The following is a 26,521-nucleotide window of genomic DNA, read 5'->3' as shown; positions in this document are numbered from 1 at the left end:
GACTCCGTTCCTCGAATCAATGCACGCCCTCCATGTGCCTGCGCACCCACGGTGCGAGGGCGGCCATGATCAGGCCCGCGACGACGGCGACCGCGCCGATCAGCCCGAAGTACGCGAATTCGCGGTCGGTCTCGTAGTACCCGGCCAGCACGCCCGCCATCGAGGTGCCGAAGCCGACCGAGAAGAAGTAGAGCGCCATCATCTGCGCGCGGAACGCCTCCGGCGCCAGCTGGGTGGTGACGGCCAGCCCGATCGGCGAGATCAGCAGCTCGGAGACGGCGAAGCCGGCCATGATGAGCAGCACGAACACCGCCGGGGTGCTGCGCCCCTCGCCCCCGGCGAAGGGAAGGAACAGCCAGAACGAGAGCCCCATGCCGAGCACGCCGAGCGCGAACTTGCGCGGGGTGCTCGGCGCGCGGCTGCCGAGCCGGGTCCAGAGCGCGGCGAAGAGCGGGGAGAGCGCGATGATCCACACCGGCTCCACCGAGCCGATCCAGCTGGAGGGGGCGGTCCAGCCGAAGATGGACCAGTTCATCCGCTCGTCCGAGTACACCGCGAGCACCGTGAAGATCTGCTGGAACAGCGACCAGAACACCGCGTTGGCGATGAACAGCGGGATGAAGGCGCGCACCCGGGTGCGCTCCACCGGGGTCACCTCAGGGCTGCGCAGGATGATCGCGAAGTAGAGCACCGAGGCGACGGCGATCACGCCGGTGGTGACGTCGGCCAGGTTGCTCAGCCGCACCCAGCCGAGCACCCAGACCACCGCGACCAGCGCGGCAACCCCGAGCAGCACCCCGGCGATCCGCCCGATCTGTCCGCGCGGCAGCGGGTTCGGTACCTCGCGCCCCGCGGTGCCGAGGTTGCGCCGGAAGATCACGTACTGGGTGAGGCCGAGCGCCATGCCGATCGCGGCCGCACCGAAGCCGTAGTGGAAGCCCCACTCGCGCTGCAGCAGCCCGGTGAGCAGTGGACCGGCGAAGGCGCCGAGGTTGATGCCCAGGTAGAAGAGGGTGAAGCCGCCGTCCACCCTGGCATCGCCCTTGGGGTAGAGCGTGCCGAGCAGCGAGGAGGCATTCGCCTTGAGCGCGCCGCTGCCGAGCGCGACCAGCACCAGCCCGACGCCGACCCCGGCCAACCCCGGCAGCACGGCGAGGGCGATGTGCCCGGCCATCACGACGACGCCGCCGTAGAAGACCGTCCGCTCCATTCCCAGCAACCGGTCGGCGATCCAGCCACCGAGCACCGTGGACAGGTAGACGAGGCCGCCGTAGGCCCCGACGATGCCGACGCCGGTGTCTTGCGAGAGCCCGAGCCCGCCGTCGGTCACCGAGTAGTACAGGTAGTAGCCGAGAATGGTGAGCATGCCGTAGAAGGAGAAGCGCTCCCACAGCTCGACGCCGAAGAGGTTCGTCAGGCCGATCGGATGCCCGAAGAAGGTGCGCTCTGGAACGTCCGCTTGCTCGATGTTCGCTGTCTCGGCCATGTGCCACACCTTCCCATACCGCCCGACTCGGTCCGGTAGGCCACTCCGGCCGGTTTCGCCCGGTCGGGCGGGGGCATTCGTCCCCCGTGATCGAGATCGGTATCACCGTGGAAGTACCCATCGACGAGGCGTTCGCCACATTGACCGATGGTTGGCTGTACTCGTCGTGGGTCGTCGGCGCCTCGCACATCCGCGCGGTCGATCCGGAGTGGCCCGCGGTGGGGTCGCGGATTCACCACAGCGTGGGGCCGTGGCCGCTCACCATGCAGGACTACACCACCGTCCGCGCTGTCGAGCAGCCCTATTCGCTGGAGCTGGAGGCCCGGCTGTGGCCGTTGGGCTCCGCCTACATCCGGTTGCGGCTGCACGAGGAGGGGCAGGACCGCACGCGCATCGAGATGGCGGAGAAGGCGGTCAAGGGCCCCGGCGTCGCTATGCCGGACCGCCTCCAGGCGCTGCTGCTCACGCCGCGGAACAAGGAGTCGCTGCAGCGCCTCGCCGACCTGATGAACGGTCGGGCGGACAAGGGCTCGGGGATGCGGTAGAGCCGTGGTATCGGGGTAATCGTCCACCATGACGACCAGCGTTCGCACCCGTCTCGCCCTGCCGCGCGCCCGGGGTGCGCTCTCCGATGCCGTGCTCACCGCGCTGCGCTCGGAGCCGGGCACCCCCGTTTCACTCGCCGCGGCCGATGCCGATCCGTACGGGGACGATCTGCACCTCGCGCTCTACACCCTGTACGAGCTGCACTACCAGGGCTTCGACGGGGTGGCCCCGGGGTGGGAGTGGGATCCCGGGCTGCTCGCGGCCCGCGCGGAGCTGGAGCAGCGCTTCCTGGCCGCCATGCGCGCCGACGTGCCCGGCGGTGCCGATCTGGATGCCGAGCTGAACGCGCTGCTGGTGCAGCCGGGTGAGCCCGCCGGGGTCGGCGCCTTCCTGCTGGAGCGGGCCGAGTGGTGGCATGTGCGCGAGTACTTCACGCACCGGTCGATCTACCACCACAAGGAGGCGGACCCGTACGCCTGGGCTATTCCGCGGCTGCGGGGTCAGTCGAAGGCTTCACTGGTGGCGGTCGAGTTCGACGAGTACGGGGGCGGGCACGCCGACCGCGTACACGCCAAGCTCTACGCGGATCTGATGGCCGCTGCCGGGCTCGATGACGGGTACCTGCACTACCTGGACGTGGTGCCCGCGCCGATGCTGGCGCTGGTGAACATGATGTCGCTGTTCGGGCTGCACCGGGAGTTGCGCGGGGCGCTCGTCGGGCACTTCGCGACGGTGGAGATCACGTCGTCGCCCGGGTCGCGGCGGATGGTGTCCGTGCTCGAGCGGCTGGAAGCCGCGCCGGAGTGCGTGCGGTTCTATGCGGAGCATGTCGAGGCGGATGCGGTGCACGAGCAGGTCATGCGGCATCAGGTGATCGCGCCGCTGGTGGCCGAGGAGCCGGAGCTCACCGAGTCGGTGGTGTTCGGCATTCAGGTGACGAACCTGCTCGAGGAGCATGTGGATCGGGTGTTGCTAAAGGCATGGAAGGCAGGGAAGAGTTCCCTGCTCGATCAGCTGGAGTGGCCGTAGATCAGGGCGACCTGCATTCGCTCGACGTCGAAGGCCGTCGTCTGCGGCGTCACAGAGCCCAGCTCGGTGAGGGTGATCGCCGCTTCGCCGGCGAAGGACACGCGCTGCGGGCACTCTTTCTCGTCCCACACAGGGGCCTGTCTGCTGAACAGCCCGCCGCGCTCGCGAAGCAAGACGCGGCAGCCGGGAGGGTTATTGTAGATCTTGTACGTCTCCGTGACGATTTCGTGGTCCCCGTCAGGACTCACCTCGATCGCCACGACTCTGCTGTCCTCGGCGAAAAGCGAGGCCACGAACATCGAAATCAGCCAGACCTGCACCATCACCACTCCCAGGGCGAGCGCAAGCCGAAACCACCCGCGTGTTCTGCGCCGACCCAGCCACGGCAGCACAAGGAGGACCGAGGCGGCCGTCCAGCACGCGGCCAGAGCCCACCCGGGGATCCAGTCGAATCGATAGAAGCGGTCCGACATGAACCACGCGGGCCCCGCCGCAATTCCTGCCACGAAAAACGCGAGGACAGCCACTATCCAGGTGATCCGCTGTCGGCGAAGCATCCGATCCGTACCGCTGCCCGCCTCGGACAACCGGTCTTCGGTCGTCGAATCGGTCATTAGCCTGCCCCTCTGCAATTCACGGGCGGCGCGACACCGGCCCGGGAATCCCGGGGGAACCGAAGTCTCCATTCGCCCTTCGGCGAGACTCGTCGCCCAGGCCTGTGCGTCACGCGGCTGCGTAACTCTACTGCGGGGCCTGCTGCTGCGCACCATCCGGCAGCGAGCGCACTCAGTCCTCGGTAGGGCGCGCGCGCCGGCGGTGGCTGGTGTCGCAGAGGGGGTAGATGTCGCTGCGTTTGCAACGGCAGAGGGCGACGAGGAAGCGGTCGGAGGTCACGATCGATCCGTCTTCCCCCACAATCTCCACCGGCCCCTCGATCAGCGCCGGACCCCCTTGTTCCAGGGTGACCCGCCGCCGCTCCGGTTCACTGCTCGATGCGGTCGGCACGGATCACCACCAGCTCCTCCACCCGCTGCCCGGGCGCGATGAGCCCGGCCTCCTCCAGCCACTCCGCGCGGCCGCGCATGACCGGGCCGAAGGGGGTGAGCGAGCGGGCGACGGTGGAGGCCTTGAGCCCGGATTCCCGAAGCATGCGCAAAGTGCGCTGCTCGTCGCACAACTCGGAGTGCACCAGGAGCGCGACGCCGTTGGGGGCGAGCAGGGTGGACAGCGTCGTGCAGAGGTCGTCCAGCACCGAGCGGCCGTCGAAGCCGGCGTCCCAGGCGCGGTCGCGGCCGCGGGCCGGGTCGGGGTCGGCGCAGGGGACGTAGGGCGGGTTGGAGAGGACGACGTCGAAGGTGCGGTCGCGCAGGACCTCGCGGAAGTCGCCGCGGAGCAGCTCGATCGGGAGGCCGCGCGCCCGGCTGTTGAGCCAGACGGTGGAGACGGCTCGGCGGGAGATGTCGACGGCGGTCACCTCGGCGGCGCCGGCGCGGGCGGCCGTCATGGCCAGCGCGCCGGTTCCGGTACAGATGTCGACCACCCGGGGGTTCCGGGGCAGGGCGGTATCGGCGAGGGCCCGTGCCAGCAACCAGGTATCGGCCTGCGGGCGGTAGACGCCCGGGAGTCGGAGGAGGCGCACGAAGCGCGGATACCTCGCAAGATCAGCTCGAAACCAGGCGGGTTTCAGCTGGTCAGATGGGTGCGTACGTCGTAGGCGAGCAGCCGGAGGTTCCCGTCGGGGTCCCGCTGCCAGGAGGTGATCGAGCCGTTGCCCGCGAGTCCGCGCTCGGCCAGCGCGAGGATTTCCGCGTCCGGGAGATGTTCCAGTACCTGACGGAGCATGAGCACGACGGCGTCGTGGGCGACGATCAGCACGCGCGCCGGACCGGGGTCGAGCAGTTCGGTGACGACGGCGCCGACCCGGTCGGCCACGTCACGAAAAGACTCGCCATCGGGCGGGCGGTAGCCGAGTGGGTCGCGGTCCTCCGCGGCGGCCTCGTCGGGGTGCAGGAGCCGGGCTCGCGCCTGCGACATCACGCGGAACTGCCCGCGGTCGCGGTCGTGCAGGCGGTCGTCGACGCGGAACTCCGGAGGTGAGCGAAGCTCCGCGACGGCGATCTCCCAGGTGCGGCGGGCGCGGGGGTACGGGGAGCAGAGCACCAGGTCCGGGAGCTCGTCGGCGGGGAGCGCGGCGAAGCGGCGTCCGACGTCGATGGCCTGCCGCTCGCCGAGCTCGGTCAGGAAGACCTCCGAGTCGGGCAGATAGGGCCGTGCCCCAGCGGGACCGGCGGCGTTGATCGGCGTCTGGCCGTGCCGGACGGCTTCCAGGTAGCGCAGCACGGTCAGGCGATGGAGAGGGCGATCCCGTCGAGGATGTCGTGCTCACTGACCACGAGCTCGGAGATCCCCGCCCGGCGGGACAGCTCATCGGCCAGCACCCGGACGATGAGCGCACCCCCGCCGATCACATCCACCCGCCCCGGATGCACCGGCCCGAGCGCGGCCCGCTGATCGTGGTCGAGCGCGGTGAGCCGATCCGACACCGCGTGCACCTGCTCCAGCGAAAGCCTGCTCAGATGCACCTTGGAGGCGTCGTACTCGGGAAGTTCCAACGCGACCGCCGCGATGGTGGTCATGGTCCCCGCCACCCCGACCCAGGTCCGCGCCTGCTCCACCGGCACCGCGGCGAAGGCGGCGGCGAGCCGCTCGGCGGCGAACTCACGGGCAGCGGCGAGCTGGTCGGGAGTAGGCGGATTCCCCGGCATGCTCCGCTCGGTGATCCGCACGCACCCGATGTCGGCGGAGAAGGCGGCGCGCACCCCGTCGGCGTCGCCGAAGACCAGCTCGGTGGAGCCGCCGCCCAGGTCGACCACGACGTACGGCGCCTCGTCGGCGGCGAGCTCGCCGATGGCACCGGAGAACGACAGCCTGGCCTCCTCGTCGCCGGTGATGACCTCGGCCTCGGCGCCGGGCACGACGGTGCCGAGCAGCTCGCGGGCCATACCGAAGAAGTCCTCGCGGTTCGAGGCATCGCGGGTGGCGGAGGTGGCGACCATGCGCACCTTGTCGACCTTCGCCTCGCGCATGGCGGCGGCGTAATCGGCCAGCGCGACCCGGGTGCGCTCGATGGCCTCGGGCGCGAAGGCCCCGGTGGCGTCGACGCCCTGGCCGAGCCGGACGATCCGCATCTCCCGGTGCACGTCGGCGAGGGTGCCGTCCGGCTGCACGTCGGCGATCAGCAGGCGAATGGAGTTGGTGCCGCAGTCCACGGCCGCTACCCGGTTGCTCATGCCTCGTTCTCCTCTCGCAGGACCCGGTACTCGGGCCAGTCGGCGGGGACCGCGGTGCCGCGCAGCCCGTGCTCGGCGGCGAGCGCCACCGACTCGTCGCCCAGCGGGTTCACACCGGGCCCCTTGGCCAGCGCGTGCGCGATCAGCACGTGCAGGCACTTGACCCGGTCCGGCATGCCGCCACCGGTGAAATCGGTGCCGAGCGGCTCGATCTCGTCACGCTCGGCGAGGTAGCTCTCGTGCGCGGCGCGGTAGGCGGCGGCCAGCGCGGGGTCGGCGGTGAGCCGCTCGGTCATCTCGCGCATGACGCCCGCCGATTCCTGCCTGCTCGCCTCCGCGGTGAGCCGGGGGTCGGTCAGGTAGTAGAGCGTCGGGAAGGGAGTGCCGTCCGGGAGCTTGGGGGCGGTGCGCACGACCGCGGGCAGCCCGTCCGGGGTGCGGTAGGCGATGCCGAGCACCCCGCGGGGCTCCCGGCCCAGCTGCCGGGCGACGATCTCCAGGTCGTGCTGGGTGGGGGCGGTCACCGAGGTCCTTCCGGGGTGGGGGCGGGCTGGTCGAGGGTGCGCCAGAGGTCGGTGTACCAGGGGTCGGGTTCGCGTGAGCGGGTCGGCGCGGCGGCGACCGGCGGCGCCTCGATGCCCGGCACCTGCACGATGTAGGGGGTCTCGCCGGGCAGCACGAGCCGCAGCCGGTCCCTGGCCTCGGCGCGGATGTAGGCCGGATCCTGCTGCTGCACCCGGCGATCGCGCAGCTCCGCGACGTCGGCCTCCAGCAGCTTCCGGTCCTCGGCCAGCTGCACGGCCTCGGCGCGCTGGGAGAAATAGGTGCGCATCGGCACCGCGAGGGTGAGCCCGAGCCCGAAGACCACCATCGCCAGGATCACCGCCCGGCCGGTGGAGAGGCCGAGGAAGGTGCGCTCCGGCCGGTCGGCGCGGCGGGAGCGGCGGCCTCCCCCGCCGAGCTTCCGCTCGCGCTTCTTCTCCGATCCCGCGCCCCTGCGCGGCGCCCGGCTCGCGGCGGCGTGATCGGCGGCGGGGCGGGAGCGGGCGGACCGCGACGTGCGGCGATCGCCCCGGCCACCGGGGCCGGCGCCACGCGCCCGCCGCTCCGTCATCCCCTACCGCCGATCACCGGATGTCAGCCCTCGAAGGCGAACCGCGGGAACGCGACGTCGCCCGCGTACCTGGCGGAATCGCCCAGCGCGTCTTCGATCCGCAGCAGCTGGTTGTACTTGGCGACCCGCTCGCTGCGCGCCGGGGCACCGGTCTTGATCTGGCCGCTGCCCACCGCCACCGCGAGATCGGCGATGGTGGTGTCCTCGGTCTCGCCCGAGCGGTGGCTCATCATGGTCTTGTAGCCGTTGCGGTGCGCCAGCTCGACCGCGTCCAGGGTCTCGGTCAGGGTGCCGATCTGGTTCACCTTCACCAGCAGCGCGTTGGCGGCGCCCTTGACGATGCCCTCCTCCAGCCGCTCCGGGTTGGTGACGAAGAGGTCGTCGCCGACGATCTGCACCTTCTCGCCGATCAGGTCGGTGAGCGCGACCCAGCCGTCCCAGTCGTCCTCGGAGAGCGGGTCCTCGATGGAGACCAGCGGGTAGGCGGTGAGCAGCTCGGCGTAGAACTGCGCCATCTCCTCCGCGGTGCGCGGGGTGCCCTCGAAGGTGTAGCCGGTGCCGGAGTTGTAGAACTCGGTGGCGGCGACGTCGAGCGCGAGCGCGACGTCACGACCGAGGGTGAGCCCGGTCTTGCCGATCGCGGTGGCGATCAGGTCGAGCGCCTCCCGGGTGCCCGCGACGTCCGGTGCGAAGCCGCCCTCGTCGCCGAGACCGGTGGCCAGCCCCTTGCTCTTCAGCACCGACTTCAGCGCGTGGTACACCTCGGTGCCCCAGCGCAGCGCCTCCTTGAAGGTCGGCGCGCCGAGCGGGGCGACCATGAACTCCTGGACGTCGACACCGGTGTCGGCGTGCGCGCCGCCGTTCAGGATGTTCATCATCGGCACCGGGAGCACGTGCGCGTTCGGGCCGCCCAGGTAGCGGAAGAGCTCCAGCCCGGAGGACTCCGCGGCCGCCCGCGCCACCGCCAGCGAGACGCCGAGCAGGGCGTTCGCGCCGAGCCGCGACTTGTCCGGGGTGCCGTCCAGATCCAGCAGCACCTGGTCGACGGTGCGCTGCTCGACCGCGTCCAGGCCGATCACGGCCGGGGCGATCTCGTCCAGCACGCCCTCGACGGCCTTCTGGACGCCCTTGCCGAGGTAGCGCTCGCCGCCGTCACGCAGCTCCACCGCCTCGTGCTCGCCGGTGGAGGCGCCGGACGGCACGGCCGCCCTGGTCAGGGTGCCGTCGTCGAGGGCGATCTCGACCTCGACGGTGGGGTTACCGCGAGAATCCAGGATCTCGCGTGCTCCGACCTGTTCGATGATGGCCACGAAAACGAACTCCTTCGGCAGCTGACAGGCATGATCACACGAGACGGACCCGTGCGCTGCGAGCCTATCGTTCCTGCGGCCCGGCCGATAACCGGCACTCCGACGCGATTACACCCGGCGGCCGATGCTGTAGGCGGCGGCGCGGTCGCGGACCGTGAGCAGGTAGCTGTTGGACTGGTTGTAGGTCATGAGCGCGCGCTGCCAGCCCAGCTCGGAGGTGAGGTCACCGCCGCTGGCGCAGAGGTACCGGGCCGCGGTGAGCGCGGCGTCGTCGATGTTCTGCGGGTCGACCACATCGTCGCCGTTGGCGTCGACGCCCCAGCGCTTCCAGGTCTCCGGGATGAACTGCAGCGGGCCGACCGCGCGGTCGAACTCGCGGTCGCCGTCGAGGGCGCCGCGGTCGGTGTCGGCGATCCTGGCGACGCCCGGCGCGCCGTCCAGCGGGATACCGATGATCGGCGGGCGGATCACGCCGTCCTCCCCCACCTGCGACCCGCGGTAGGTGCCGTGCTTGCTCTCCACGCTCGCGATCCCGGCCAGCGTGGTCCAGGCGATTCCGCAGTCCGGGCGCGAGTTCGTCAGCACCGCCGCGGCGTACCCGTACGCCTCCAGCGCCTGCACCGGGATCGCCATCCGCTCCGCCTGCTCCTCCGCCCAGCCCCTGAGCTGGAGCGCCGCCCGCCCCGGGGCGTGCACGTCGATCACCGGCAGCGGGGTCCCCGGGCCCGGTGGAATCCCCTCCGGCAGCGGCTCCCGCTCCGGCCCGAACCCGCACCCGGCCAGCACCAGGGTCGCCACGATGGCCGTCGCCGCGCCCGCTCTTCTCCACACCACGCGGTCCATTGTGCCGGGTATGGGGGAATCTCCAGGTCAGCCGATGGTCTGGGCGACGGTGCGGCGCTGAGAACGATGTCGCGGGAATGAGACTTCGGCGATCGATGGAATCGGAAATGGCTGTCCGAAGGGCAGTTCGCCCCTTGGTCGGCCATGCTGCGAACAGTCGAACCCGAAGGTGCCGCGAGGGCCGTCGACCGGACCGGAGGCGGCTGTTCGGCTCCGGCACGGCACACAGCCTCCGGACAACCGGTGTCGCGTAATCCGGTGCGTCACAAACGTCCTCGCCGCGTGCGCCGTCGACGAACCGGCAAGGCCAGGCTAGCCTAAGGGTCGCGCGATCTCGGCGTGCCCGGCCGCCCGGCGGGTGCGCGACTCGCCGCAGCCGGAATTCGCCCGAAAGTTGCCGAAAGGGTATCGTCGGCGCCCGTTCCGGTCATGTCATACCGCTATGTGTGCCCTTGCGAATTAGGCAAGCCTTGCTTAATTAATGCCCCAACCACTACCTTCGGACCCGAACCGTCTCATCCGCCTCCGGCTCGATCCGAAGAAGGGACCCCAATCGGTGAAAAGCGTTCTCTCCGAACGTCGGACGTTTCACCCACAGGCCGTCGAACGACGCGAGATCCCACCCGCCGCCGGTGCCGCGATCCGTGCCGCCGCGGATGCGATTTGCATCACACTCGGACTGGATGGCGATCGAGTCGCCGCCGAGACGCTGACCGACCCGAGGCTGGTCGCGGCGGTGCGGCGCTACGCCCCCGGGCTGCCCGGCTCGATCGCGGCCGCGGTGCGCCCGCCGAGCACCTCCGCGGGCGCCGCCATCGTCGGCGGGCTGCCGGTCCGCGACACGGAAATCGGCCGCACCCCGGCGAATTGGCGCGCCGCCGCCGGGCGGGACGGCGCCGCCGCGCCGACCGCGGCCTCGTTGCGCCTCGATATCTCCATGCTGCTGCTCGCCGCCGTGGCGGGCGAGCCGTTCGGCTGGCGGGGCCAGCAGGGCGGGCGGCTGGTGAACAACATCGTCCCGGCGGCCGGGCACGAGCACGAGCAGTCCGGCGCGAGCAGCAGCACGCTGCTCGCCCCGCACACCGAGGACGCCTTCCACCCCGAGCGCGCGCACCTGCTCATGCTCGGCTGCCTGCGCAACCACGACATGGTCGGCACCACCGTCTCCTCGGTGCGGCAGGTCGAGCTCACCGCCGCCGAACGCCGCGTGCTCGCGGAACCGGTGCTGCCGATCCTGCCCGACGTCTCCTACGGCGACGCGCACGACCGCGCGACCGCACCGGCGCTGCCGACGCTCTGGTCCGAGGTCGATATCGAATCCGACACCGCCGCAACCGGACTCACCACCCGCTACGACCCCGCCTACACCCCGCTGGACGACGCCGACGCCGAGTTCCGCCGCGCCTACGCCCGGCTGAGCGCGGAGCTGGAGCGGGTCTGCCGGGTGGCCGCGCTCGCCCCGGGCGAGCTGCTGCTGGTGGACAACGACGTGGCGGTGCACGGCCGGGTGCCGTTCACCGCGCGCTACGACGGCACCGACCGGTGGCTGAAACGCGTCAATATTCGTCTTCCCGAGCGGCGCAGGCGCGCCGGCGAGAACCGTGAGAATGGTTACGGGCAGCAGATCGTTGCCCCGTTTCGCACGGTGACAGAACGGGACACCTCCGATGATCGAGGAAGCGATGAGCAACCGTGACCGGAGCACGCCCCTGCGTGTGCTGAGCCGTAGCGATCTGGCCGATGTGCCGATCAGCCCCGCCGACGTGGTGCGCGCGGTGGAGGAGGCGTATCTCGCGCTGGCCGCGGGCGAATCGGACAATCCGCGCAAGCTGAGCGTCGCCAACCCGGACGGCTGGTCGGTCGCCTACGCCATGCTCGGCCGGGACGGCAGGCGCCGGGTGGTCGCCATGAAGACCTCGTACAAGTTCGATCCCGGGCACGACCGCAGCACCAAGCGGTACTACACCACCATCACGCTCTACGACGACACCACCGGCGCGCCGATCGCCATGATGGACTGCGCCAGGGTGGGCGCGCTGCGCACGCCTGCGGTCTCGGCGCTGCTGGTCCGCGAGACCATCCGCCGCGGCGCGGAGAGCGTGCTGCTGATCGGCACCGGCACCCAGGGCCGCAACGCGCTGCCGCACCTGCTCGCGGCGAATCCGCAGCTGCGCAAGCTCATGGTCTACGGCACGCACCCCGACGGGCTCGCCGCGGTCAAGGAGAACCTGGCGGTGCACCAGCCGCACGCGCTGCTCGAGGTGGTCGAGGATCCGGTGGCGGCCGCGAGCGGTGCGGACGTGGTGCTCGCGACCGCGGGGCCCGGTACCGAGGTCGCGCTGGAGGCATCCGATCTGGCGCCGGGCTGCACCGCCGTGCTGGTCGGGTACGGGCTCGCGCCGTCGGCGCTGGTGCAGGCGGACCGGGTGATCGCCACCAGCGCCGAGCAGATGGCGCTCACCGGCATCGACATGGCCGGCCCCGACGGCGTGCTGCGCGCGGTGGACGCGGAGCTGCCGCGCATCCTGACCAGGCGCGCGGTGGCCAGGCGCAGCGACGAGGAGAAGGTCTTCGTCTACAACAGCGGGCTGGTCCTCACCGATGTCGCGGTGGCGCACGCGCTGGCCGAGCGCGCGATCGCGGACGGCCGCGGCGTCGAGGTGCCGCTGTGGGACTGACCGGGATCGCCGCCGCGCCGCTGCCCGCCCACCGCGACCGGTGGGAGCAGCGGCTGCTGGTTGATCCCGTGCTGCTCGGCGAGCTCGCGAGCATCGTCGGCGGCCCCTTCCACGTGCTCTTCCCGGAGCGGGTGGAGCGCGCGGTGCACGAGTTCAGGGCGGCTTTCGAGGCCGCGGGCGTCACCGGCGCGATCTACTACGGCAAGAAGGCGAACAAGGCGGCCTGCGTGGCGCGGGCCTGCGCGCGGGCGGGCGCCGGGATCGACGTGGCCAGCACCGGCGAGTTGGTCGGTGCGCTGGCCCAGGGCGTGCGCGGCGGTGAGCTCGTCGTCACCGGCCCGGCCAAGCCGGACGAGCTGCTCTGGCTGGCCGCCAGGCACGGCGCGCTGATCGCGGTCGACGCGCTGGACGAGCTGGACCGGCTGCCGGCCGCCACCGACGGCGCACCGCCGCCGCGCATCCTGCTCCGCGCCCTGCCGACCGGCTCGACCAGCCGGTTCGGGCTCACCGATGCCGAGCTGGACGAGGCGCACGCCCGGCTGGACGGGCTCGCGGGCCGGGTCCGCTGGGAGGGGCTGAGCTTCCACCTCTCCGGTTACGACGCCGAGCAACGCGCGGAGTTCGCGCACGAGTTGCTGGATCGGCTGGCGAGCGCGGCGGCGAGCGGGCACCCGGCCCGCACGCTCTCCATCGGCGGCGGCTTCGGGGTCGATTACGTCCCCGCCGAGGCGTGGGCCGAGTTCACCGCCGCGGCCGGGCCGCAGTGGTTCCACGGCGACACCGAGCCCGGCTCCTACTACCCGTACCACTTCCCGGTGCCCGGCGCGGCCATGCTCACCGCGATCCTGCGGCACCGCGGGCTGGCCGAGCGGCTCGTCGCCGCCGACACCGTGCTCGCCATCGAGCCGGGCCGCGCCCTGCTCGACCGCGCCGGCTGTACCGTGTTCCGGGTACAGGGCCGGAAGACGCGGCGGGCCGGCGGCGAGCCCTACGACCTGCTCACCGTCGACGGCACCAGCCTGAGCCTCTCCGAGCAGTGGTTCGACAGCGAATACCTGCCCGACCCGGTGCTGTGGCCGCCGCGACCCGGCGTCCGCACCCCGACCAGCGTCGGCGCGGCCACCTGCCTCGACTCCGACATGCTCAGCCGCCGCCGGGTGCCGCTGCCCCGCCGGGCCGAGCCCGGCGACCTGCTGATCTACCCGAACACCGCCGGGTACCAGATGGATTCGAACGAGTCCGCCTTCCACGACCTTCCCGTGCCGCCGAAGATCGTGCTCACCGAGCACGGGGAGGCGCTGCGCTGGCGCCTCGACGCGGCCCCCGCCTGAGATCGAAGAGGAGAAATTCCCATGCCGCTCGTCACGCGCGTGACGGACCTGATCGGCCGTACCCCGCTGTTCGAGCTCGCCCGCACCGCGACCGGCACCAGGCTGCTGCTCAAGCTGGAGACTTTCAACCCGACCGGAACAGCCAAGATCCGGATGGCGCGGGAGATGGTGCTCGACGCCGAGCGGCGTGGTTTGCTGGAAGTTGGCGGGCATATCATCGAGTCCACGTCCGGCAATACCGGGCTCGGCCTCGCGGTAGTCGCCGCCGAACGTGGGTACCGCTTCACCGCGGTCGTCGACCACCACGCCTGTAAGGACAAACTGCGCGCGATGCGAGCCATGGGAGCGGAACTGGTGTACGTCGCCGACGCCGGCGACGACAGCCTCGCCACCTCGGCGCGAGAGGATCTCGCCGAGGCGATGGCGGCCGCCGAGGGCGGCGCCTACTTCACCGAGCAGCACAACAACGACGCCAACGCCGTCGGCTACCACCCGGTCGCCGACGAGCTGCTCGCCGACGTCGAGCGGGTGGACATCCTGCTCTCCGCGGTCGGCACCGGCGGGTCGCTCTTCGGCACCGCGACCCGGCTGCGGCAGCTCGGCCACGTGCCGTACGTGGTGGGGGTGGAGCCGGAGGGCTCGATCGCCTTCGGCGGCGAGGGCGGGCCGTACTGGCAGTCCGGCACCGGCACCCCGCCCGGCGCCAGCATCGGCACCGCGGTCGACTACGCGCTGCTCGACGAGGGTGTGAAGGTCACCGACACCGACGCCTTCGCCACGGCGCGCGCCGTCGCCGCGAAGCTGGGGCTGCTGATCGGCGGCTCGGCGGGCGGCTCGGTGCACGCCGCGCTGGTCCGGCTGGAGCAGTTCCCGCCCGGCTCGACGGTGGTGACGCTGGTCTGCGACGGCGGCGAGAAGTACCTGGACACGGTCTTCGACGACACCTGGATGGCCGAGCGCGACCTGCTCGACCCCGCCGCCGAGCGCGCGGTCGGCGCCATGCTCGACCGCTGGTCGCCCGCGCTCGCGGGCGCCAATCTCGTGGCGGCGCGGTGATCGACCGGATGCGCAACTCGGACGCGGGGCAGTTGGCCGCGCTCGCGACGCCGATCGCCACCACCCAGCTGGCCCAGATCGCGGTCTCCACGACGAATATCGCGGTCATGGGCTCGCTCGGGGTCGGCGCGGTGGCGGCGGGCGGGCTGGCGCTGGTGCTCTTCAACCAGATCCGCACCATGTGCGTCGGGCTGATCACCGCGAGCGGCAACCGGATCGCGGGTGCGGTCGGCGCGGCGGGCAAGCGCGGCGTCTCCGCCGACGCCGAGGTGCGCGACATCGTGCGCGGCAGCTTCCTGATCGCCACCGTCGCCGGGCTGCTCGGCGGCGCGGTGCTGGTCGGGCTCGGCTACTCGCTGCAGTGGCTGGGGCAGGACGCCGATGTGCTCGCGGCGGCGCGGCCGTTCATGGTGGCGCTGGCGCCGGGGCTGCTGCCCTGCCTGTGGTTCCAGGTGCTGCGGCAGTACACCGTCGGTATGCGGCGGCCGCAGGCGCTGCTGCTGGTGACGCTCGGCTCGGTGGCGCTGAACCTCGGGCTCGCGCTTCCGCTCGCGCACGGCTGGCTCGGGCTGCCCGCGCTCGGGCTGACCGGGATCGGCATCGCCACCTCGCTGGTCTTCCTCGCCATGTTCCTGGCCTTCGGCGTGCTGGTGCGGCGGGATCGGAGACTGGCGGGCGCGCTACCGCGCAGGCCGTGGCCGGTGCGGGCGGGCACGGTGCGCGCCGAGCTGAAGCTCGGCTTCCCGATCGCGCTCACCTACGGCTCCGAGGCGGGCATGTTCTCGGTGCTCGCGCTGGCCATGGGCACCATCGGGCCCGCCGCGCTGGCCGCGCACAATGTCGTCTACCAGATCATCTACATCGTGTTCCAGGTCGCCATCGGCATCTCGCACGGCGCCTCCATCCTGGTCAGCCACGCGGCGGCCAGGGACGAGTTCGACCGGGCGCGCACCCAGGCGCGGCTGGCGCTGCAGGGCGCCGCGCTGGTCGCGGTGGTGACCGGGCTCGGCTACGTCTTCGCCCCCGACCTGGTGCTCGCCCCGTTCATCGACACCGGTGACGAGTCGACCGTCGCACTGGCTCACACGCTGCTGCTGATCGGCATCGTGCTGCAGTTCTTCGACGCCGCGCAGAACATCGGCACCGGGCTGCTGCGCGGGCTCAAGGAGACCTCGGCCGGGTTCCGGCTCTCGCTGGTCGGCTACTGGTGCGTCGGGCTCCCCGCCGCGCTCCTGCTCGCCTTCCCGCTCGGCCTCGGCGCGGCGGGCATCTGGTGGGGCCTCACCGCCGGGCTCGCGGCCACCGCCGGGCTCATGCTGCACCGCTACCTGGCCCTGCTCGACCAGCGCGAGCGCGACACGGTCTCCCTGCACGCACACACCCCGCCGCTCGGGCTGGCGGCGGGGAACAGCTGAGCGGGTTCGCACCAGGGAACGAACCCGCTCGCTGCTAGATCTTTACGCCGTAGTCGCGGGCGATCCCCGCCAGACCTGAGGCGTACCCCTGGCCGATGGCGCGGAACTTCCACTCCGCGTTGTTCCGGTACAGCTCGCCGAAGACCATGGCGGTCTCGGTGGAGGCGTCCTCGGAGAGGTCGTAGCGGGCCAGCTCGGCACCGGTCACGGCGTCGGTGACGCGGATGTAGGCGTTGCGGATCTGGCCGAAGGACTGCCCGCGCGCGTCGGCGTCGTGGATCGAGACCGGGAAGAAGATATTGGTGATGCTGGGCGGCGTCGCCGCGAGGTCGATATTGATCGTCTCGTCGTCGCCGTCGCCCTCGCCGGTGAGGTTGTCACCGGTGTGCTCGATGGTCCCCTCGGGCGAGCGCAGGTTGTTGTAGAAGACGAAGTGCAGGTCCGAGAGCACCTTCAGGTTCGGTCCGGTCGCGAGCGCGCTCGCGTCCAGGTCGTAGTCGGCTCCGGTGGTGGTCCGGGTGTCCCAGCCGAGGCCGACCGAGACCTTGGTCAGGTTCGGTGCCTGCTTGGACAGCGAGACGTTGCCGCCTTTGGCCAGCGTGACGCTCATGTCATCCTTCCGTGTTCGGGTTCTGCTCCGCCCATTCGCGCAGCGTGGCCACCCGGCCGCGCAGCGCGTCGAGTTCGGCCTCGTCGAGCACCGTGCGCTGAATGCCCTGCGCGACGGTGAACGCCGACTGCCGATGGTCGTCGATGGTGTCGACGTCGATCTGTACCGGAACATAGTCGCTCGCGCCCGGCATCCCGTCGGCGAGCACCGTCGCCGTGCCGCGCGCACAGAGCGCGACATCGCCGCCGCCGAGGATGAGCAGCGCGACCTGCGGCTGCTCGCGGAGCCGCGCCAGCGAACCCCGGTCGAATTTCAGGCTGATCAGAATGCGCCGGTCGCCCGCGCGCACCGGCCAGGAGACCGGGATGGCGTGCGGGGACGGGTCGGTCGTCACCAGCACCGCGATGGTCTCGGTCGGCCACACGGGCAGGGCTTCGAGCTCCGGATGCTCGTCGGCGGTGTGGTCGTGCTCGGTCAGGCTCGCTCCTGCTGCCATTTTCGTCACCTCATGGGGATCGCTGCGGCGCGGTGGGCTGTTCCCGCGCTTCCCCAGCAGTTTAAATCCACGGCCGACATCGCCGCTGGCGCCCGGTGCGATCCAGCCCGGCAGATGCGTTCAGGCCGTGGCGAGTTCGAAGCTCGGCAGCGCGCGCAGCTCCCGAGCCCACGCCGCGGCCAGCTCCCTGACCTTCACCTCGGTGGAGGCGTCGTGCCGCGCGTGCTCGCCGAGCTGGATCGCGCCGCGCGCGCTCAGCTTCTCGGCGATGATCTCGCCGCCGCGGTTGAAGGTCGGGCCGTAGACGCTGTCGCCCAGACCGAAGACGGCGAAGCGCAGCCCGTCCAGCGCGCGGCGCCCGCTGTCCAGCGCATCCGCGAAAGGCTCGGCGTTGGTAGGCAGTTCGCCGTCGCCGTAGGTGGAGCAGACCATGATGTGCAGCGCGCCGGGGTCCAGATCGTCGACGGCGAACTCGCTCATGTCGTGGAGCGAGACGTCGTGGGCGGTGAGCTCGCCCGCGATCACCTCGGCCGCCGACTCGGCCGTCCCCATCTCCGACCCGAACAGGATCACGATCCGCACGAGCTGCACTCCTTCTCACCTGGAAATATGGTGAGGCTATCCTAACAGGATTGCCGGTTCGATTGACGGATCACCGAAACGCCTGCATCATCGTGAACAGTTCCCTGCTCAGCGGGGGCTTCTTGGTTACCGGCCGATGACCGTCCGGCAACGGTCGCCTGATTCGACGCGCCACTCACGGGTAGAACCCCGGAGGCTCGGCTGCGCGAATATCAGCGGCCACGTCACGCAAGCCGACGCCGCTGGGCGTCCCGTCCCGAGTGAGGTGAGTGCGCCATGGTCTTCTCGTCCGACCTGCCCCGCGAGGTGTCCCCCGACATCACGCCGATTCCGATCGCCGCGCACCGCACCGCGGGCAACCTCGCCGTCTCCGACGCGACGCTGACCGATCTGATCCACCTGCGCACCGAGCTGGCCGCCGCCGAGGTGCCGTTCGTGCTGGTCCGGGATCGCGGCCACCGGCTGATCCTGGCCGCCGACGCGGCGCACGGCGCCATGGTCGCGCGGGTGGTGAGCTCGGCGAGCGCCTCCGGCTTCCGGGTCGAGCCGCTGGACACCGCGGTGTTCCGGCTCGGCCGGGACGCCGACCCGGCGCACCACGTCGACCTGGAGCTGTGGGGCTACCACGGCGACACCGTCACCTGCCCGCGGCCGAACGCGCTCACCCGCACCGTCTTCGACCTCGCCGACGTCGAGTTCGGCCAGGTGCTGCTCTTCGACCGGGTCTGGCCGACACTCACCGGGATGTTCGCGCCGCAGACCACCGACGTGGAGTTCGACATCGACCTGGTCTTCTCCTGGGTGGACGGCTCCGACCCGGAGTTCCGCGCCCGCCGCGCCGGGCTGCTCGCGCAGGTCGTGGTGGGCGAGGGCGACGACGCGGACGCCCGCATCCGGCAGATCGATGAACTGCGCTACGCGCTGCGCGCGGTGGCGAAGAACGCGCCCTGGATCCGCCGGATCTTCCTCTGCACCGACTCCACCCCGCCGTCCTGGCTGGCCGAGCACCCGAAGGTCACCGTCGTCCCCGCGCTCGCGCACTTCGCCGACACCGCCGGGCTGCCGACCTTCAACTCGCACGCCGTGGAGAGCCAGCTGCAGCACATCGACGGGCTGGCCGAGCACTTCCTGTACTCCAACGACGACATGTTCTTCGCCCGCCCGGTGCGGCCGTCCATGTTCTTCACCCCGGCCGGGGTGAGCCGGTTCATCGAGGCCGACACCCGGATCGGCCCCGGCCGCAACAGCGAGCGGCGCAGCGGGTTCGAGAACGCGGCAAGGGTGAACCGGGCGCTGCTCGCGGAGCGGTTCGGCACCGTCATCACCCGGCACCTGGAGCACACCCCGGTGCCGCTGCGGCGCAGCGTGCTGCACGAGATGGAGCGCGAGTTCGCCGCCGATTTCGCGCGCACCGCGGCGAGCCGGTTCCGTTCCGCCACCGACATCTCGGTGACGAACTCGCTGTACCACTACTACGCCTTGCTCAGCGGGCGGGCGGTGCCGCAGGAGGCGGCTCGGGTGCGCTATGTCGACACCACAGCGGAGTCGGGGCTCGCGCTGCTGGACGAGCTCGGCGCGACCAGGGACGTCGACTTCTTCTGCCTGAACGACGGCAGCTTCCCCGAGGTCGCCGAGGCCGAGCGGGTGCGCCGGGTCTCGGCCTTCCTGGACGGCTGGTTCCCCGAGCCCGCGCCGTGGGAGCGGGTCAGCGCACCGCCTCGCCACCCGATTCCGGAGTCCGCGCCGGGCGCCGCATGACGTGCGGGATGCCGGCCGCGGGCGGGATCACGATGCCCGCCGCGGCCAGCCGCGCCGCCGCCTGAGCCGGGGTGGCGGGCTCGCCCACCGTCGGGCCGGTGTCGATCGGCACCACCGAGTGCACCACGGTGTCCGGGTAGACGTGCACGTAGTTGAAGGCCTGCGCGCCGTCCCGGCCGCGCAGCCCGCCCTGCTCGACCGCGAGGTCCTGGGTGTAGCAGGTGGCCGAGGCCACCGACACCGGGATGCCCGCGAAGGTGGCGCTGGTGGAGAAGTGCAGGTGGCCGGCGAGGATCGCGCGCACGTCGGTGCCGTCCAGCACCGCGGCCAGGCGGCGCTGGTCGCGCAGCTCGACGGTGACGGCGAGGTCGAGCACACAGGGCACCGGCGGGTGGTGCATGGTCAGGATGGTGCCGAAGGGGGCCGGTTCGGCGAGGACGTCGCGCAGCCAGGTCAGTTGCTCGGCGGTGAGCTCGCCGTGGTGCTTGCCGGGGACGGTGGTGTCCAGGGCGATGACGCGCAGGCCGTCGATCAGGTGCACCTCGTCCAGCGGCTCGGCGGAGCCGGGGCGGTCCAGCAGGCCGCGGCGGAGTGCGCCGCGGTCGTCGTGGTTACCCGCCACCCAGATCACCGGGGCGCCGATCCGCGCGGCGAACGGCTCGACCAGGGCGCGCAGCCGGGCGTAGGCGCTCGCTTCGCCGCGGTCGGTGAGGTCGCCGGTGAAGACGATGGCGGTGGGGACGATGCCCGTGCTCTCGGCGTGCGCGAGCAACGCGCGCAGCGGCCGCTCCGCGTCGACGTCGCCGTAGAGGTCGCCCTCGGCGACCAGATGGATATCGCTGAAGTGGAACAACACGTGATCCGGTCGCGGATACTCCGCGACCCTGTCGATGCGCACCGGCTCGAACGTCCCTCCCGGCGGACTCCGCCCGCCCTCGCTTCGAGGTTGACGCCAGGATAGCGAAGGAGCCTGAACGCGGCCCGCTCCGGCGACCGAGGTCACGCGCCGGGCGGTCGGGAGGGGCGCGCCGGGTCGTGCGGGTGCCGGCTCGTGTTCACACCGGCCAGTGGGCGCGCCAGTCGTCGGCGGTGAGCGACAGCCGGGCGCCGCGGGCGCGCTCGGCGGCGTCCTCGGTGGCGCGAATGACGTCCGCGAAGCGGAGCGTGGCCTTGCGCAGCCGCTCCTCGGCGCTCTCGTCCCCGCCGAGCCGGACCACCCGCAGCTCCTCGGGGATCAGCTCGTCCGGGAGCCCGGCCCGCCCGGCCCGGGCGATCACCTTCTCGGCGAGCGCGAGCGCGGGCTGCGCGAGCGCGATCCCGTCCAGGCAGGAGCGCCGCGCCTTCTCCGCGGACTTCCGCTCCTCCCACGCCAGCTCCTGCGCGGCGATCCGCTCGGCGACGCCGGCGAACGCCTCGGGCGCGGCCAGGTGCGGGCTGCGGTGCTCCAGCTTGGTGATCAGCACCGCGGCCACGTCGGCGACGGTGAACTCCCCCGCCGCCTCGGCGATCCTGGCGTGGAAGAGCACCTGCAGCAGCAGGTCGCCGAGCTCCTCCCGGATCGTCTCGGTATCGCCCTGCCCGATGGCGTCGAGCAGCTCGTAGGTCTCCTCCAGCAGGTACGGCCGCAGCGAATCGTGCGTCTGGGTGCTCTCCCACCCACCGAACCGCCACAGCCGATCCATGAGTTCGACCGCGCCGCTGAGATCGGCGGTCACCGCGCGGTGGCCTCGGCGCGCACCCGCAGGTCGACCGCGCCCGCCGCCTTGCCGTCCAGCGCGAGCAGCAGGTCGGCGATCAGCTGGAGCAGCTGCACGTCGCGCATGCGGTCGGCGCCGACGCTGTCCTCGACCCGGGGGATGGGCAGCTGCACGACGCCGGAGGCGGCGCGGTAACTCGCGCTCGGGTGCAGCCGCTTGAGCCGCAGCTGCTTGGAGTCGGGCAGGGTCAGCGGCGCGATCTTGATCGTGGTGCCGGTGACCGCGATCTCGCTCACCCCGTACTCGCGCGCGAGCAGCCGCAGCCGCGCCACCGAGACCAGCCGCCCGACCTCCTCCGGCAGCGGCCCGTACCGGTCGACCAGCTCCTCCATCACCCCGGCCAGCGTCGCGTCGTCCTGCGCGGCGGCGAGTTTCCGGTAGGCCTCGAGGCGGAGGCGGTCACTGGCGACGTAGTCCGGCGGGATGTGCGCGTCCACCGGCAGGTCGACCCGGACCTCCCTGACCTCCTCGGTGGTGATCGGCTTGCCGTCGGCGGCGGCCCGGTACGCCTCCACCGCCTCGCCGACCAGCCGCACGTACAGGTCGAAGCCGACCCCGGCGACGTGCCCGGACTGCTCGGCACCGAGCACATTGCCCGCGCCGCGGATCTCCAGATCCTTCATCGCCACCGCCATGCCCGCGCCCAGGTCGGAGTTCTGCGCGATGGTGGCGAGCCGGTCGTAGGCGGTCTCGGTGAGCGGCTTCTCCGGCGGGTACAGGAAGTAGGCGTAGCCGCGGTCCCTGCTGCGCCCGACCCGGCCGCGCAGCTGGTGCAGCTGGGAGAGGCCGAGGGCGTCGGCGCGCTCCACGATCAGGGTGTTGGCGTTCGAGATGTCCAGCCCGGTCTCGATGATCGTGGTGCAGACCAGCACGTCGAACTCGCGCTCCCAGAAACCCTGCACGGTGCGCTCCAGGGTGTCCTCGTTCATCTGGCCGTGCGCGATGGCGATCCGCGCCTCCGGGACGAGGTCGCGCAGGTGCTTGGCGGCCTTGTCGATCGAGGAGACCCGGTTGTGCACGTAGAACACCTGGCCGTCGCGGAGCAGCTCGCGCCGGATCGCGGCGGTGACCTGCTTGTCGTTGTAGCTGCCGACGTAGGTGAGCACCGGGTGGCGCTCCTCCGGCGGGGTCAGGATGGTCGACATCTCGCGGATGCCGGCCAGGCTCATCTCCAGCGTGCGCGGAATCGGCGTCGCCGACATGGTGAGCACGTCGACGTGCGTGCGCAGCGCCTTGATGTGCTCCTTGTGCTCGACGCCGAAGCGCTGCTCCTCGTCGACCACCACCAGGCCGAGGTCCTTCCAGCGGACGCCGGTCTGCAGCAGCCGGTGCGTGCCGACCACGATGTCGACCTCGCCGTCGGCCATGCCCCGCAGCACCTCCTTGGCGTCGGCCGCGTCGGTGAAGCGGGAGAGCCCCTTGACGTTCACCGGGAACCCGGCGACCCGCTCGGTGAAGGTCTGCAGGTGCTGCTGGGCCAGCAGCGTGGTCGGGACCAGCACCACCACCTGCTTGCCGTCCTGCACCGCCTTGAAGGCGGCGCGCACCGCGATCTCGGTCTTGCCGTAGCCGACGTCGCCGCAGACCACGCGGTCCATCGGGACCGCCTTCTCCATGTCCGACTTGACGTCGGCGATGGCGGTCATCTGGTCGACGGTCTCGGTGAAGGCGAAGGCGTCCTCCATCTCCTGCTGCCACGGGGTGTCCGGGCCGAAGGCGTGGCCGGGCGCGGCCTGGCGGGCCGCGTAGAGCTGCACCAGCTCACCGGCGATCTCGCGAACGGCCTTGCGCGCCTTGCGCTTGGTGTTCGCCCAGTCCGAGCCGCCGAGCTTGGAGAGGCTCGGCAGCTCGCCGCCGACGTAGCGGGAGAGCTGGTCCAGCGATTCCATCGGCACGAAGAGCCGGTCGCCGGGCTGGCCGCGCTTGCCCGGCGCGTACTCGATCACCAGGTACTCGCGCCTGGCGCCGCCGACGGTGCGCTCGATCATCTCCACGAAGCGGCCGATGCCGTGCTGGTCGTGCACCACCATGTCGCCCGCGCTGAGCGCCAGCGGGTCGACCTGGTTGCGGCGCTTGGCGGGCAGCCGCCTGCCCTCACCGGCGGCGGCCACCCGGTTGCCGGTCAGGTCGGACTCGGCGACGACGACCAGCCCGGCGCCGGCGAAGACGACGCCGTCGTGCAGCGAGCCGCAGAGCACGCCGACCACGTCGGGTGCCGGCTCGGCGCCCGGATCCAGTGCGGCGGCGGGCACCTCGGCGTCGGCGAGCCGCTCCAGCACGCGCTGGGCGGTGCCGTGCCCGGCCACGACGACGACGGCACGGCCGCCGGTGGCGAGGTGCGCGCGCAGCGCGGCGAAGAGCGTGGCGACCAGTTCGTCCGAGCCGCGCGCGGTCGCGCCCGCGGTGATCGGCAGCTCGACCTCGGCCGGGTCGCCGGAGGCCAGCGGGCTCAGCGTCCACCAGGGCAGGCCGTTGCGGTCCGCGCTCTCCCGGACGGCCGGCAGCGGGCGGTAGGCCGATGCGGCGAGGTCGAGGCCGTGGCCGCCGAGCGGCGCGGTGCCGCCGAACGAGGCCGCGGTCCAGGACGCCTCCAGGAACTCCTCGCCGGTGCGCACCAGGTCGGCGGCGCGGGTGCGCACCTTCTCCGGGTCGCAGAGCAGGACGTGGCTACCTTCCGGCAGCACCTCGGTGAGCAGCCGCAGCGCCCCCGGCTGCAGGATCGGGAGCAGCGCCTCCATGCCCTCCACCGGGATGCCGTCGGAGAGCTTGGCCAGCATCTCGGAGAGCGCCGCGTCGGCGGCGTTGTCGATCGCGACCTCGGCCGCGCGGAGCCGCACCGCCTCGGTGAGCAGCAGCTCCCGGCAGGGCGGAGCGACCACGGTGTCCACCGTGATCTCCGGCAGCGAGCGCTGATCGGCCACCGAGAAGGCGCGCAGCTCGCTCACCTCGTCGCCCCAGAACTCGACGCGCACCGGGTGGTCGGCGGTCGGCGGGAAGAGATCGAGGATGCCGCCGCGCACCGCGAACTCGCCGCGCTTGCCGACCATGTCCACCCGGGAGTAGGCGAATTCGACCAGCCGGGTGAGCAATTCGTCGAAATCGAACTCGGCGCCGATGCGCAGCACCACCGGCTCGATATCGCCGAGCCCGGCCGCCATCGGCTGCATGAGCGAACGCACCGTCGTGACGACGACGCGCAGCGGCGGGCCGGAGACGGCGTCCTCCGGGTGCGCCAGCCTGCGCAGCACCGAGAGCCTGCGGCCCACCGTGTCCGCGCCCGGCGAGAGCCGCTCGTGCGGCAGCGTCTCCCAGGACGGGAACTGCGCGACGCTCGGACCGAGCATCTCGGTGAGCTCGACCGTGAGGTCGTCGGCCTCGCGCCCGGTCGCCGTCACCACCACCAGCGGCCGGCTCTCCCCGTTCGCCAGCGCGGCGGCGACGAACGGGCGCGCCGGGCCGGGGGCGACCAGCGCGACCGAGGACTTCCCGACCAGATCGGCGACGGTGCGCAGCGCCTGATCGGCACCGGCCGCCGCGGCCAGCCCCGCCAGGGGTGGGGGTTGGGCAGACATGGAAAAAGTCTATCGGTGCTGGGTGACAGCCCCCCGGCGCGGGGTACCTACCCCCTACGGCACATATCTCCGCAGCCTACGGGCGGCGAACTCGCGGAAGTAGGAGAGCTTTTCGGCGGGCACGATGGCGGGGAGCAGGAAGTACCAGGCGCGCTCCATGCGGACCGCCATCTGGTCGATCGACTCGGTGCCGACGGCGGTGATGTGCACGCCCGCCGTCATCTCCTGCAGCAGCAGGCCGATCACCTCGGCGTCCAGGCCTGGCTCGAGGTCGCCCTGGGCGATGGCGCGCTCGGAGAGAACCCGGTAGGTCTCGCCCCAGGTCTTGGCGATGTTGTCGCCCTGGGCGCCGCGGTAGTCGCCGATCTGGTGGGTCAGCTTGAGCATGGCCCCGACCATCGGATCGTTCATCGATAGGTCGGCGACGACGTAGGTGATCCCGATGCACGCCTCCAGCGCGGGCACACGGGAATCGAAGAACCCCTGGCAGGAACTGATCAGCCGCTCGTTGCCCTGATCGACGACGGCACGGGCCAGTTCTTCCTTGGAGCCGAAATGAAAGTACAGTGCGCCCTTGGTGACGTTCGACTGCGCGATGATCTCGCTCAGGCTCGCGTTCGCATATCCCAAGCGCAGAAAGACATCGGCAGCGCCTGCCAGAACGGAATCGCGGGTGATCTCCGCGCGCGCTTGCCTAGCCATCAGATCCGCCTGTCATCCAAAAACCAGCCATCCTGAAGTAGACCGACATCCCGAAGTAGACCGACTTACCACCCGAACAGCACTGAGAGGATGCGTGAACCGTACCACCCGGCCGCACCGCCCCCGGCAATTCGCGCATTCGCCCGGGCGCACCGCGCAATTCGCGAGCTAACACTCGACCGCGCCCCCCGCTTCGGCCCGGCGCTGCGAGGTCAGCCGTGGCTCCGCCTCCAGGTGGCTCAGACCGTTCCAGCACAGGTTCACCAGATGCGCGGCCACCACTTCCTTCGACGGTTCGCGCACGTCCAGCCACCAGGTCGCGGCGGTGGAGACCATCCCGACCAGCGCCTGAGCGTAGAGGGTGGCGAGGCTGGTGTCGAAACCGCGCCGCCCGAAGTCGTTGCCGAGGATGTGCGCGACCTGGTTCACCGCCTCGTTGAGCAGGCTGGAGTAGCGCCCGTCGGCGGTTGCCGCGGGCTGGTCGCGGACCAGGATGCGGAACCCGTCGGTGCGCTCCTCGATGTAGGTCAGCAGTGCCAGCGCGACCTGCTCCAGCCGCTCCTGCGAGCGGTTGCGGGTGAGCGAGGAGGTGATCATGTCGAGCAGCATCGACATCTCCCGGTCGACGACGACCGCGTAGAGCCCCTCCTTGCCGCCGAAGTGCTCGTACACCACGGGTTTCGAGACCTGGGCGCGGAGCGCGATCTCCTCGATCGAGGTGCCGTCGTACCCCCGTTCGGCGAACAGCGCGCGGCCGATCTCGATCAGCTGCTGGCGCCGCTGGGTACCCGTCATGCGCGGCCGTTGCGGCCGCTGGGTCTCACCCGATGGCATCGCTTCGCCTCCTGCGATGTCGTGGTACCGCGGTCACGGGTCCGGGCCCTCCGAGGTTTCAACTGTTCCAGACAGCGTGCCTGACGTGACAGCGGGGCACATCCTCGCGGCC

At 71.6% G+C, this 26,521-nt stretch carries 26 protein-coding genes; 8 read left to right on the top strand and 18 right to left on the bottom strand.

The features are described 5' to 3' along the window. Window positions 1-16: 16 nt before the first annotated feature. Window positions 17-1,486 carry a peptide MFS transporter gene (locus tag ACFO0B_RS00980; protein WP_378610326.1) on the bottom strand — a complete coding sequence of 490 codons (1,470 nt, stop codon included), beginning with the start codon at window positions 1,484-1,486 and terminating at the stop codon, window positions 17-19. 86 nt (window positions 1,487-1,572) lie between these two features. Here ACFO0B_RS00980 and ACFO0B_RS00975 point away from each other — a divergent pair, with 86 nt between their 5' ends. Continuing rightward, window positions 1,573-2,031: an SRPBCC family protein gene (locus ACFO0B_RS00975; protein WP_378610325.1), complete on the top strand. Its 459-nt coding sequence runs from the start codon at window positions 1,573-1,575 to the stop codon at window positions 2,029-2,031. Window positions 2,032-2,059: 28 nt separating this feature from the next. Further along, complete coding sequence (locus tag ACFO0B_RS00970; protein ID WP_378610324.1) at window positions 2,060-3,061, top strand: iron-containing redox enzyme family protein; 1,002 nt, start codon at window positions 2,060-2,062, stop codon at window positions 3,059-3,061. Here the strand turns inward: ACFO0B_RS00970 and ACFO0B_RS00965 are convergent. The 9 genes from ACFO0B_RS00965 to ACFO0B_RS00925 form a co-directional block, all read right to left on the bottom strand. Beyond that, entirely contained in the window at window positions 3,043-3,675 is a 633-nt protein-coding gene (locus tag ACFO0B_RS00965; RefSeq protein WP_378610323.1) for a hypothetical protein, read from the bottom strand. The genes ACFO0B_RS00970 and ACFO0B_RS00965 overlap by 19 nt on opposite strands. Before the next feature lie 172 nt (window positions 3,676-3,847). After that, window positions 3,848-4,066, bottom strand: coding sequence for a CDGSH iron-sulfur domain-containing protein (locus tag ACFO0B_RS00960; protein WP_378610322.1), 219 nt, complete (start codon window positions 4,064-4,066; stop codon window positions 3,848-3,850). Next, window positions 4,044-4,700, bottom strand: a complete 657-nt coding sequence (locus ACFO0B_RS00955; protein WP_378610321.1) for a HemK2/MTQ2 family protein methyltransferase — start codon at window positions 4,698-4,700, stop codon at window positions 4,044-4,046. Before ACFO0B_RS00955 ends, ACFO0B_RS00960 begins: the two co-directional genes overlap by 23 nt. Before the next feature lie 44 nt (window positions 4,701-4,744). Beyond that, window positions 4,745-5,401: a histidine phosphatase family protein gene (locus ACFO0B_RS00950; protein ID WP_378610320.1), complete on the bottom strand. Its 657-nt coding sequence runs from the start codon at window positions 5,399-5,401 to the stop codon at window positions 4,745-4,747. 2 nt (window positions 5,402-5,403) lie between these two features. After that, window positions 5,404-6,351, bottom strand: coding sequence for a Ppx/GppA phosphatase family protein (locus tag ACFO0B_RS00945; RefSeq protein WP_378610319.1), 948 nt, complete (start codon window positions 6,349-6,351; stop codon window positions 5,404-5,406). Next, the gene (locus ACFO0B_RS00940; protein ID WP_378610318.1) at window positions 6,348-6,875 is read right to left on the bottom strand and encodes a DUF501 domain-containing protein; all 528 of its coding nucleotides are present in this window, start codon (window positions 6,873-6,875) and stop codon (window positions 6,348-6,350) included. The genes ACFO0B_RS00945 and ACFO0B_RS00940 overlap by 4 nt, the downstream gene beginning before the upstream one ends. Continuing rightward, window positions 6,872-7,465, bottom strand: a complete 594-nt coding sequence (locus ACFO0B_RS00935; protein ID WP_378610317.1) for an FtsB family cell division protein — start codon at window positions 7,463-7,465, stop codon at window positions 6,872-6,874. The genes ACFO0B_RS00940 and ACFO0B_RS00935 overlap by 4 nt, the downstream gene beginning before the upstream one ends. A gap of 23 nt (window positions 7,466-7,488) precedes the next feature. After that, the gene (gene eno / locus ACFO0B_RS00930) at window positions 7,489-8,775 is read right to left on the bottom strand and encodes a phosphopyruvate hydratase (protein ID WP_378610316.1); all 1,287 of its coding nucleotides are present in this window, start codon (window positions 8,773-8,775) and stop codon (window positions 7,489-7,491) included. Between the two features lie 108 nt (window positions 8,776-8,883). Further along, window positions 8,884-9,618: a lytic transglycosylase domain-containing protein gene (locus ACFO0B_RS00925; protein ID WP_378610315.1), complete on the bottom strand. Its 735-nt coding sequence runs from the start codon at window positions 9,616-9,618 to the stop codon at window positions 8,884-8,886. Between the two features lie 736 nt (window positions 9,619-10,354). Here ACFO0B_RS00925 and ACFO0B_RS00920 point away from each other — a divergent pair. Genes ACFO0B_RS00920 through ACFO0B_RS00900 form a run of 5 tightly spaced genes read left to right on the top strand, consistent with a single transcriptional unit; the run spans window position 10,355 to window position 16,098 of the window. Further along, window positions 10,355-11,314, top strand: a complete 960-nt coding sequence (locus tag ACFO0B_RS00920) for a TauD/TfdA family dioxygenase (RefSeq protein WP_378610314.1) — start codon at window positions 10,355-10,357, stop codon at window positions 11,312-11,314. Further along, window positions 11,301-12,296, top strand: a complete 996-nt coding sequence (locus ACFO0B_RS00915) for an ornithine cyclodeaminase family protein (RefSeq protein WP_378610313.1) — start codon at window positions 11,301-11,303, stop codon at window positions 12,294-12,296. Before ACFO0B_RS00920 ends, ACFO0B_RS00915 begins: the two co-directional genes overlap by 14 nt. Beyond that, window positions 12,287-13,627, top strand: coding sequence for a Y4yA family PLP-dependent enzyme (locus tag ACFO0B_RS00910; RefSeq protein ID WP_378610312.1), 1,341 nt, complete (start codon window positions 12,287-12,289; stop codon window positions 13,625-13,627). Before ACFO0B_RS00915 ends, ACFO0B_RS00910 begins: the two co-directional genes overlap by 10 nt. 21 nt (window positions 13,628-13,648) lie before the next feature. Next, on the top strand, window positions 13,649-14,683 hold the full coding sequence (locus ACFO0B_RS00905) for a PLP-dependent cysteine synthase family protein (protein ID WP_378610311.1): 1,035 nt from the start codon (window positions 13,649-13,651) through the stop codon (window positions 14,681-14,683). Window positions 14,684-14,691: 8 nt separating this feature from the next. Further along, window positions 14,692-16,098, top strand: coding sequence for an MATE family efflux transporter (locus ACFO0B_RS00900; RefSeq protein ID WP_378610310.1), 1,407 nt, complete (start codon window positions 14,692-14,694; stop codon window positions 16,096-16,098). A gap of 34 nt (window positions 16,099-16,132) precedes the next feature. Here ACFO0B_RS00900 and ACFO0B_RS00895 read toward each other — a convergent pair whose 3' ends face one another. From ACFO0B_RS00895 to ACFO0B_RS00885, 3 genes are all read right to left on the bottom strand, one after another. Beyond that, window positions 16,133-16,708, bottom strand: a complete 576-nt coding sequence (locus ACFO0B_RS00895; protein ID WP_378610309.1) for a TerD family protein — start codon at window positions 16,706-16,708, stop codon at window positions 16,133-16,135. A 1-nt stretch (window position 16,709) separates the two neighbouring features. Then, window positions 16,710-17,204: a pyridoxamine 5'-phosphate oxidase family protein gene (locus ACFO0B_RS00890; RefSeq protein WP_233020428.1), complete on the bottom strand. Its 495-nt coding sequence runs from the start codon at window positions 17,202-17,204 to the stop codon at window positions 16,710-16,712. Window positions 17,205-17,324: 120 nt separating this feature from the next. Then, on the bottom strand, window positions 17,325-17,786 hold the full coding sequence (locus ACFO0B_RS00885; RefSeq protein WP_378610308.1) for a flavodoxin domain-containing protein: 462 nt from the start codon (window positions 17,784-17,786) through the stop codon (window positions 17,325-17,327). A gap of 276 nt (window positions 17,787-18,062) precedes the next feature. Here ACFO0B_RS00885 and ACFO0B_RS00880 point away from each other — a divergent pair, with 276 nt between their 5' ends. Beyond that, entirely contained in the window at window positions 18,063-19,544 is a 1,482-nt protein-coding gene (locus tag ACFO0B_RS00880) for a stealth family protein (protein ID WP_378610307.1), read from the top strand. Here the strand turns inward: ACFO0B_RS00880 and ACFO0B_RS00875 are convergent. The 5 genes from ACFO0B_RS00875 to ACFO0B_RS00855 form a co-directional block, all read right to left on the bottom strand. Further along, a complete protein-coding gene (locus tag ACFO0B_RS00875; protein ID WP_378610306.1) occupies window positions 19,492-20,442 on the bottom strand; it encodes a phosphodiesterase in 951 nt (316 codons plus the stop codon). The genes ACFO0B_RS00880 and ACFO0B_RS00875 overlap by 53 nt on opposite strands. A gap of 157 nt (window positions 20,443-20,599) precedes the next feature. Next, window positions 20,600-21,226, bottom strand: a complete 627-nt coding sequence (locus ACFO0B_RS00870) for a MazG family protein (protein WP_378610480.1) — start codon at window positions 21,224-21,226, stop codon at window positions 20,600-20,602. Between the two features lie 29 nt (window positions 21,227-21,255). Further along, the gene (mfd, locus tag ACFO0B_RS00865) at window positions 21,256-24,873 is read right to left on the bottom strand and encodes a transcription-repair coupling factor (RefSeq protein ID WP_378610305.1); all 3,618 of its coding nucleotides are present in this window, start codon (window positions 24,871-24,873) and stop codon (window positions 21,256-21,258) included. A 54-nt stretch (window positions 24,874-24,927) separates the two neighbouring features. Next, window positions 24,928-25,575 carry a TetR family transcriptional regulator gene (locus tag ACFO0B_RS00860; RefSeq protein WP_378610304.1) on the bottom strand — a complete coding sequence of 216 codons (648 nt, stop codon included), beginning with the start codon at window positions 25,573-25,575 and terminating at the stop codon, window positions 24,928-24,930. A 168-nt stretch (window positions 25,576-25,743) separates the two neighbouring features. Beyond that, window positions 25,744-26,409, bottom strand: a complete 666-nt coding sequence (locus ACFO0B_RS00855; protein ID WP_378610303.1) for a TetR/AcrR family transcriptional regulator — start codon at window positions 26,407-26,409, stop codon at window positions 25,744-25,746. Between the last annotated feature and the right edge of the window lie 112 nt (window positions 26,410-26,521).

This window comes from Nocardia jiangsuensis (assembly GCF_042650385.1).
GTDB lineage: Bacteria > Actinomycetota > Actinomycetes > Mycobacteriales > Mycobacteriaceae > Nocardia > Nocardia jiangsuensis.
Note: the sequence above shows the minus strand (reverse complement) of the source record. Positions and strands in the feature narration are given on the sequence as shown.

What these genes read in the sequence shown, in the direction of transcription:
- ACFO0B_RS00980 (WP_378610326.1), bottom strand. Translation starts at nt 1,486, where the DNA reads ATGGCCGAGACAGCGAACATCGAGCAAGCGGACGTTCCAGAGCGCACC.
- ACFO0B_RS00970 (WP_378610324.1), top strand. Translation starts at nt 2,060, where the DNA reads ATGACGACCAGCGTTCGCACCCGTCTCGCCCTGCCGCGCGCCCGGGGT.
- ACFO0B_RS00965 (WP_378610323.1), bottom strand. Translation starts at nt 3,675, where the DNA reads ATGACCGATTCGACGACCGAAGACCGGTTGTCCGAGGCGGGCAGCGGT.
- ACFO0B_RS00945 (WP_378610319.1), bottom strand. Translation starts at nt 6,351, where the DNA reads ATGAGCAACCGGGTAGCGGCCGTGGACTGCGGCACCAACTCCATTCGC.
- ACFO0B_RS00935 (WP_378610317.1), bottom strand. Translation starts at nt 7,465, where the DNA reads ATGACGGAGCGGCGGGCGCGTGGCGCCGGCCCCGGTGGCCGGGGCGAT.
- ACFO0B_RS00925 (WP_378610315.1), bottom strand. Translation starts at nt 9,618, where the DNA reads ATGGACCGCGTGGTGTGGAGAAGAGCGGGCGCGGCGACGGCCATCGTG.
- ACFO0B_RS00915 (WP_378610313.1), top strand. Translation starts at nt 11,301, where the DNA reads ATGAGCAACCGTGACCGGAGCACGCCCCTGCGTGTGCTGAGCCGTAGC.
- ACFO0B_RS00905 (WP_378610311.1), top strand. Translation starts at nt 13,649, where the DNA reads ATGCCGCTCGTCACGCGCGTGACGGACCTGATCGGCCGTACCCCGCTG.
- ACFO0B_RS00900 (WP_378610310.1), top strand. Translation starts at nt 14,692, where the DNA reads ATGCGCAACTCGGACGCGGGGCAGTTGGCCGCGCTCGCGACGCCGATC.
- ACFO0B_RS00895 (WP_378610309.1), bottom strand. Translation starts at nt 16,708, where the DNA reads ATGAGCGTCACGCTGGCCAAAGGCGGCAACGTCTCGCTGTCCAAGCAG.
- ACFO0B_RS00890 (WP_233020428.1), bottom strand. Translation starts at nt 17,204, where the DNA reads ATGGCAGCAGGAGCGAGCCTGACCGAGCACGACCACACCGCCGACGAG.
- ACFO0B_RS00880 (WP_378610307.1), top strand. Translation starts at nt 18,063, where the DNA reads ATGGTCTTCTCGTCCGACCTGCCCCGCGAGGTGTCCCCCGACATCACG.
- ACFO0B_RS00870 (WP_378610480.1), bottom strand. Translation starts at nt 21,226, where the DNA reads ATGGATCGGCTGTGGCGGTTCGGTGGGTGGGAGAGCACCCAGACGCAC.
- mfd (WP_378610305.1), bottom strand. Translation starts at nt 24,873, where the DNA reads ATGTCTGCCCAACCCCCACCCCTGGCGGGGCTGGCCGCGGCGGCCGGT.
- ACFO0B_RS00860 (WP_378610304.1), bottom strand. Translation starts at nt 25,575, where the DNA reads ATGGCTAGGCAAGCGCGCGCGGAGATCACCCGCGATTCCGTTCTGGCA.
- ACFO0B_RS00855 (WP_378610303.1), bottom strand. Translation starts at nt 26,409, where the DNA reads ATGCCATCGGGTGAGACCCAGCGGCCGCAACGGCCGCGCATGACGGGT.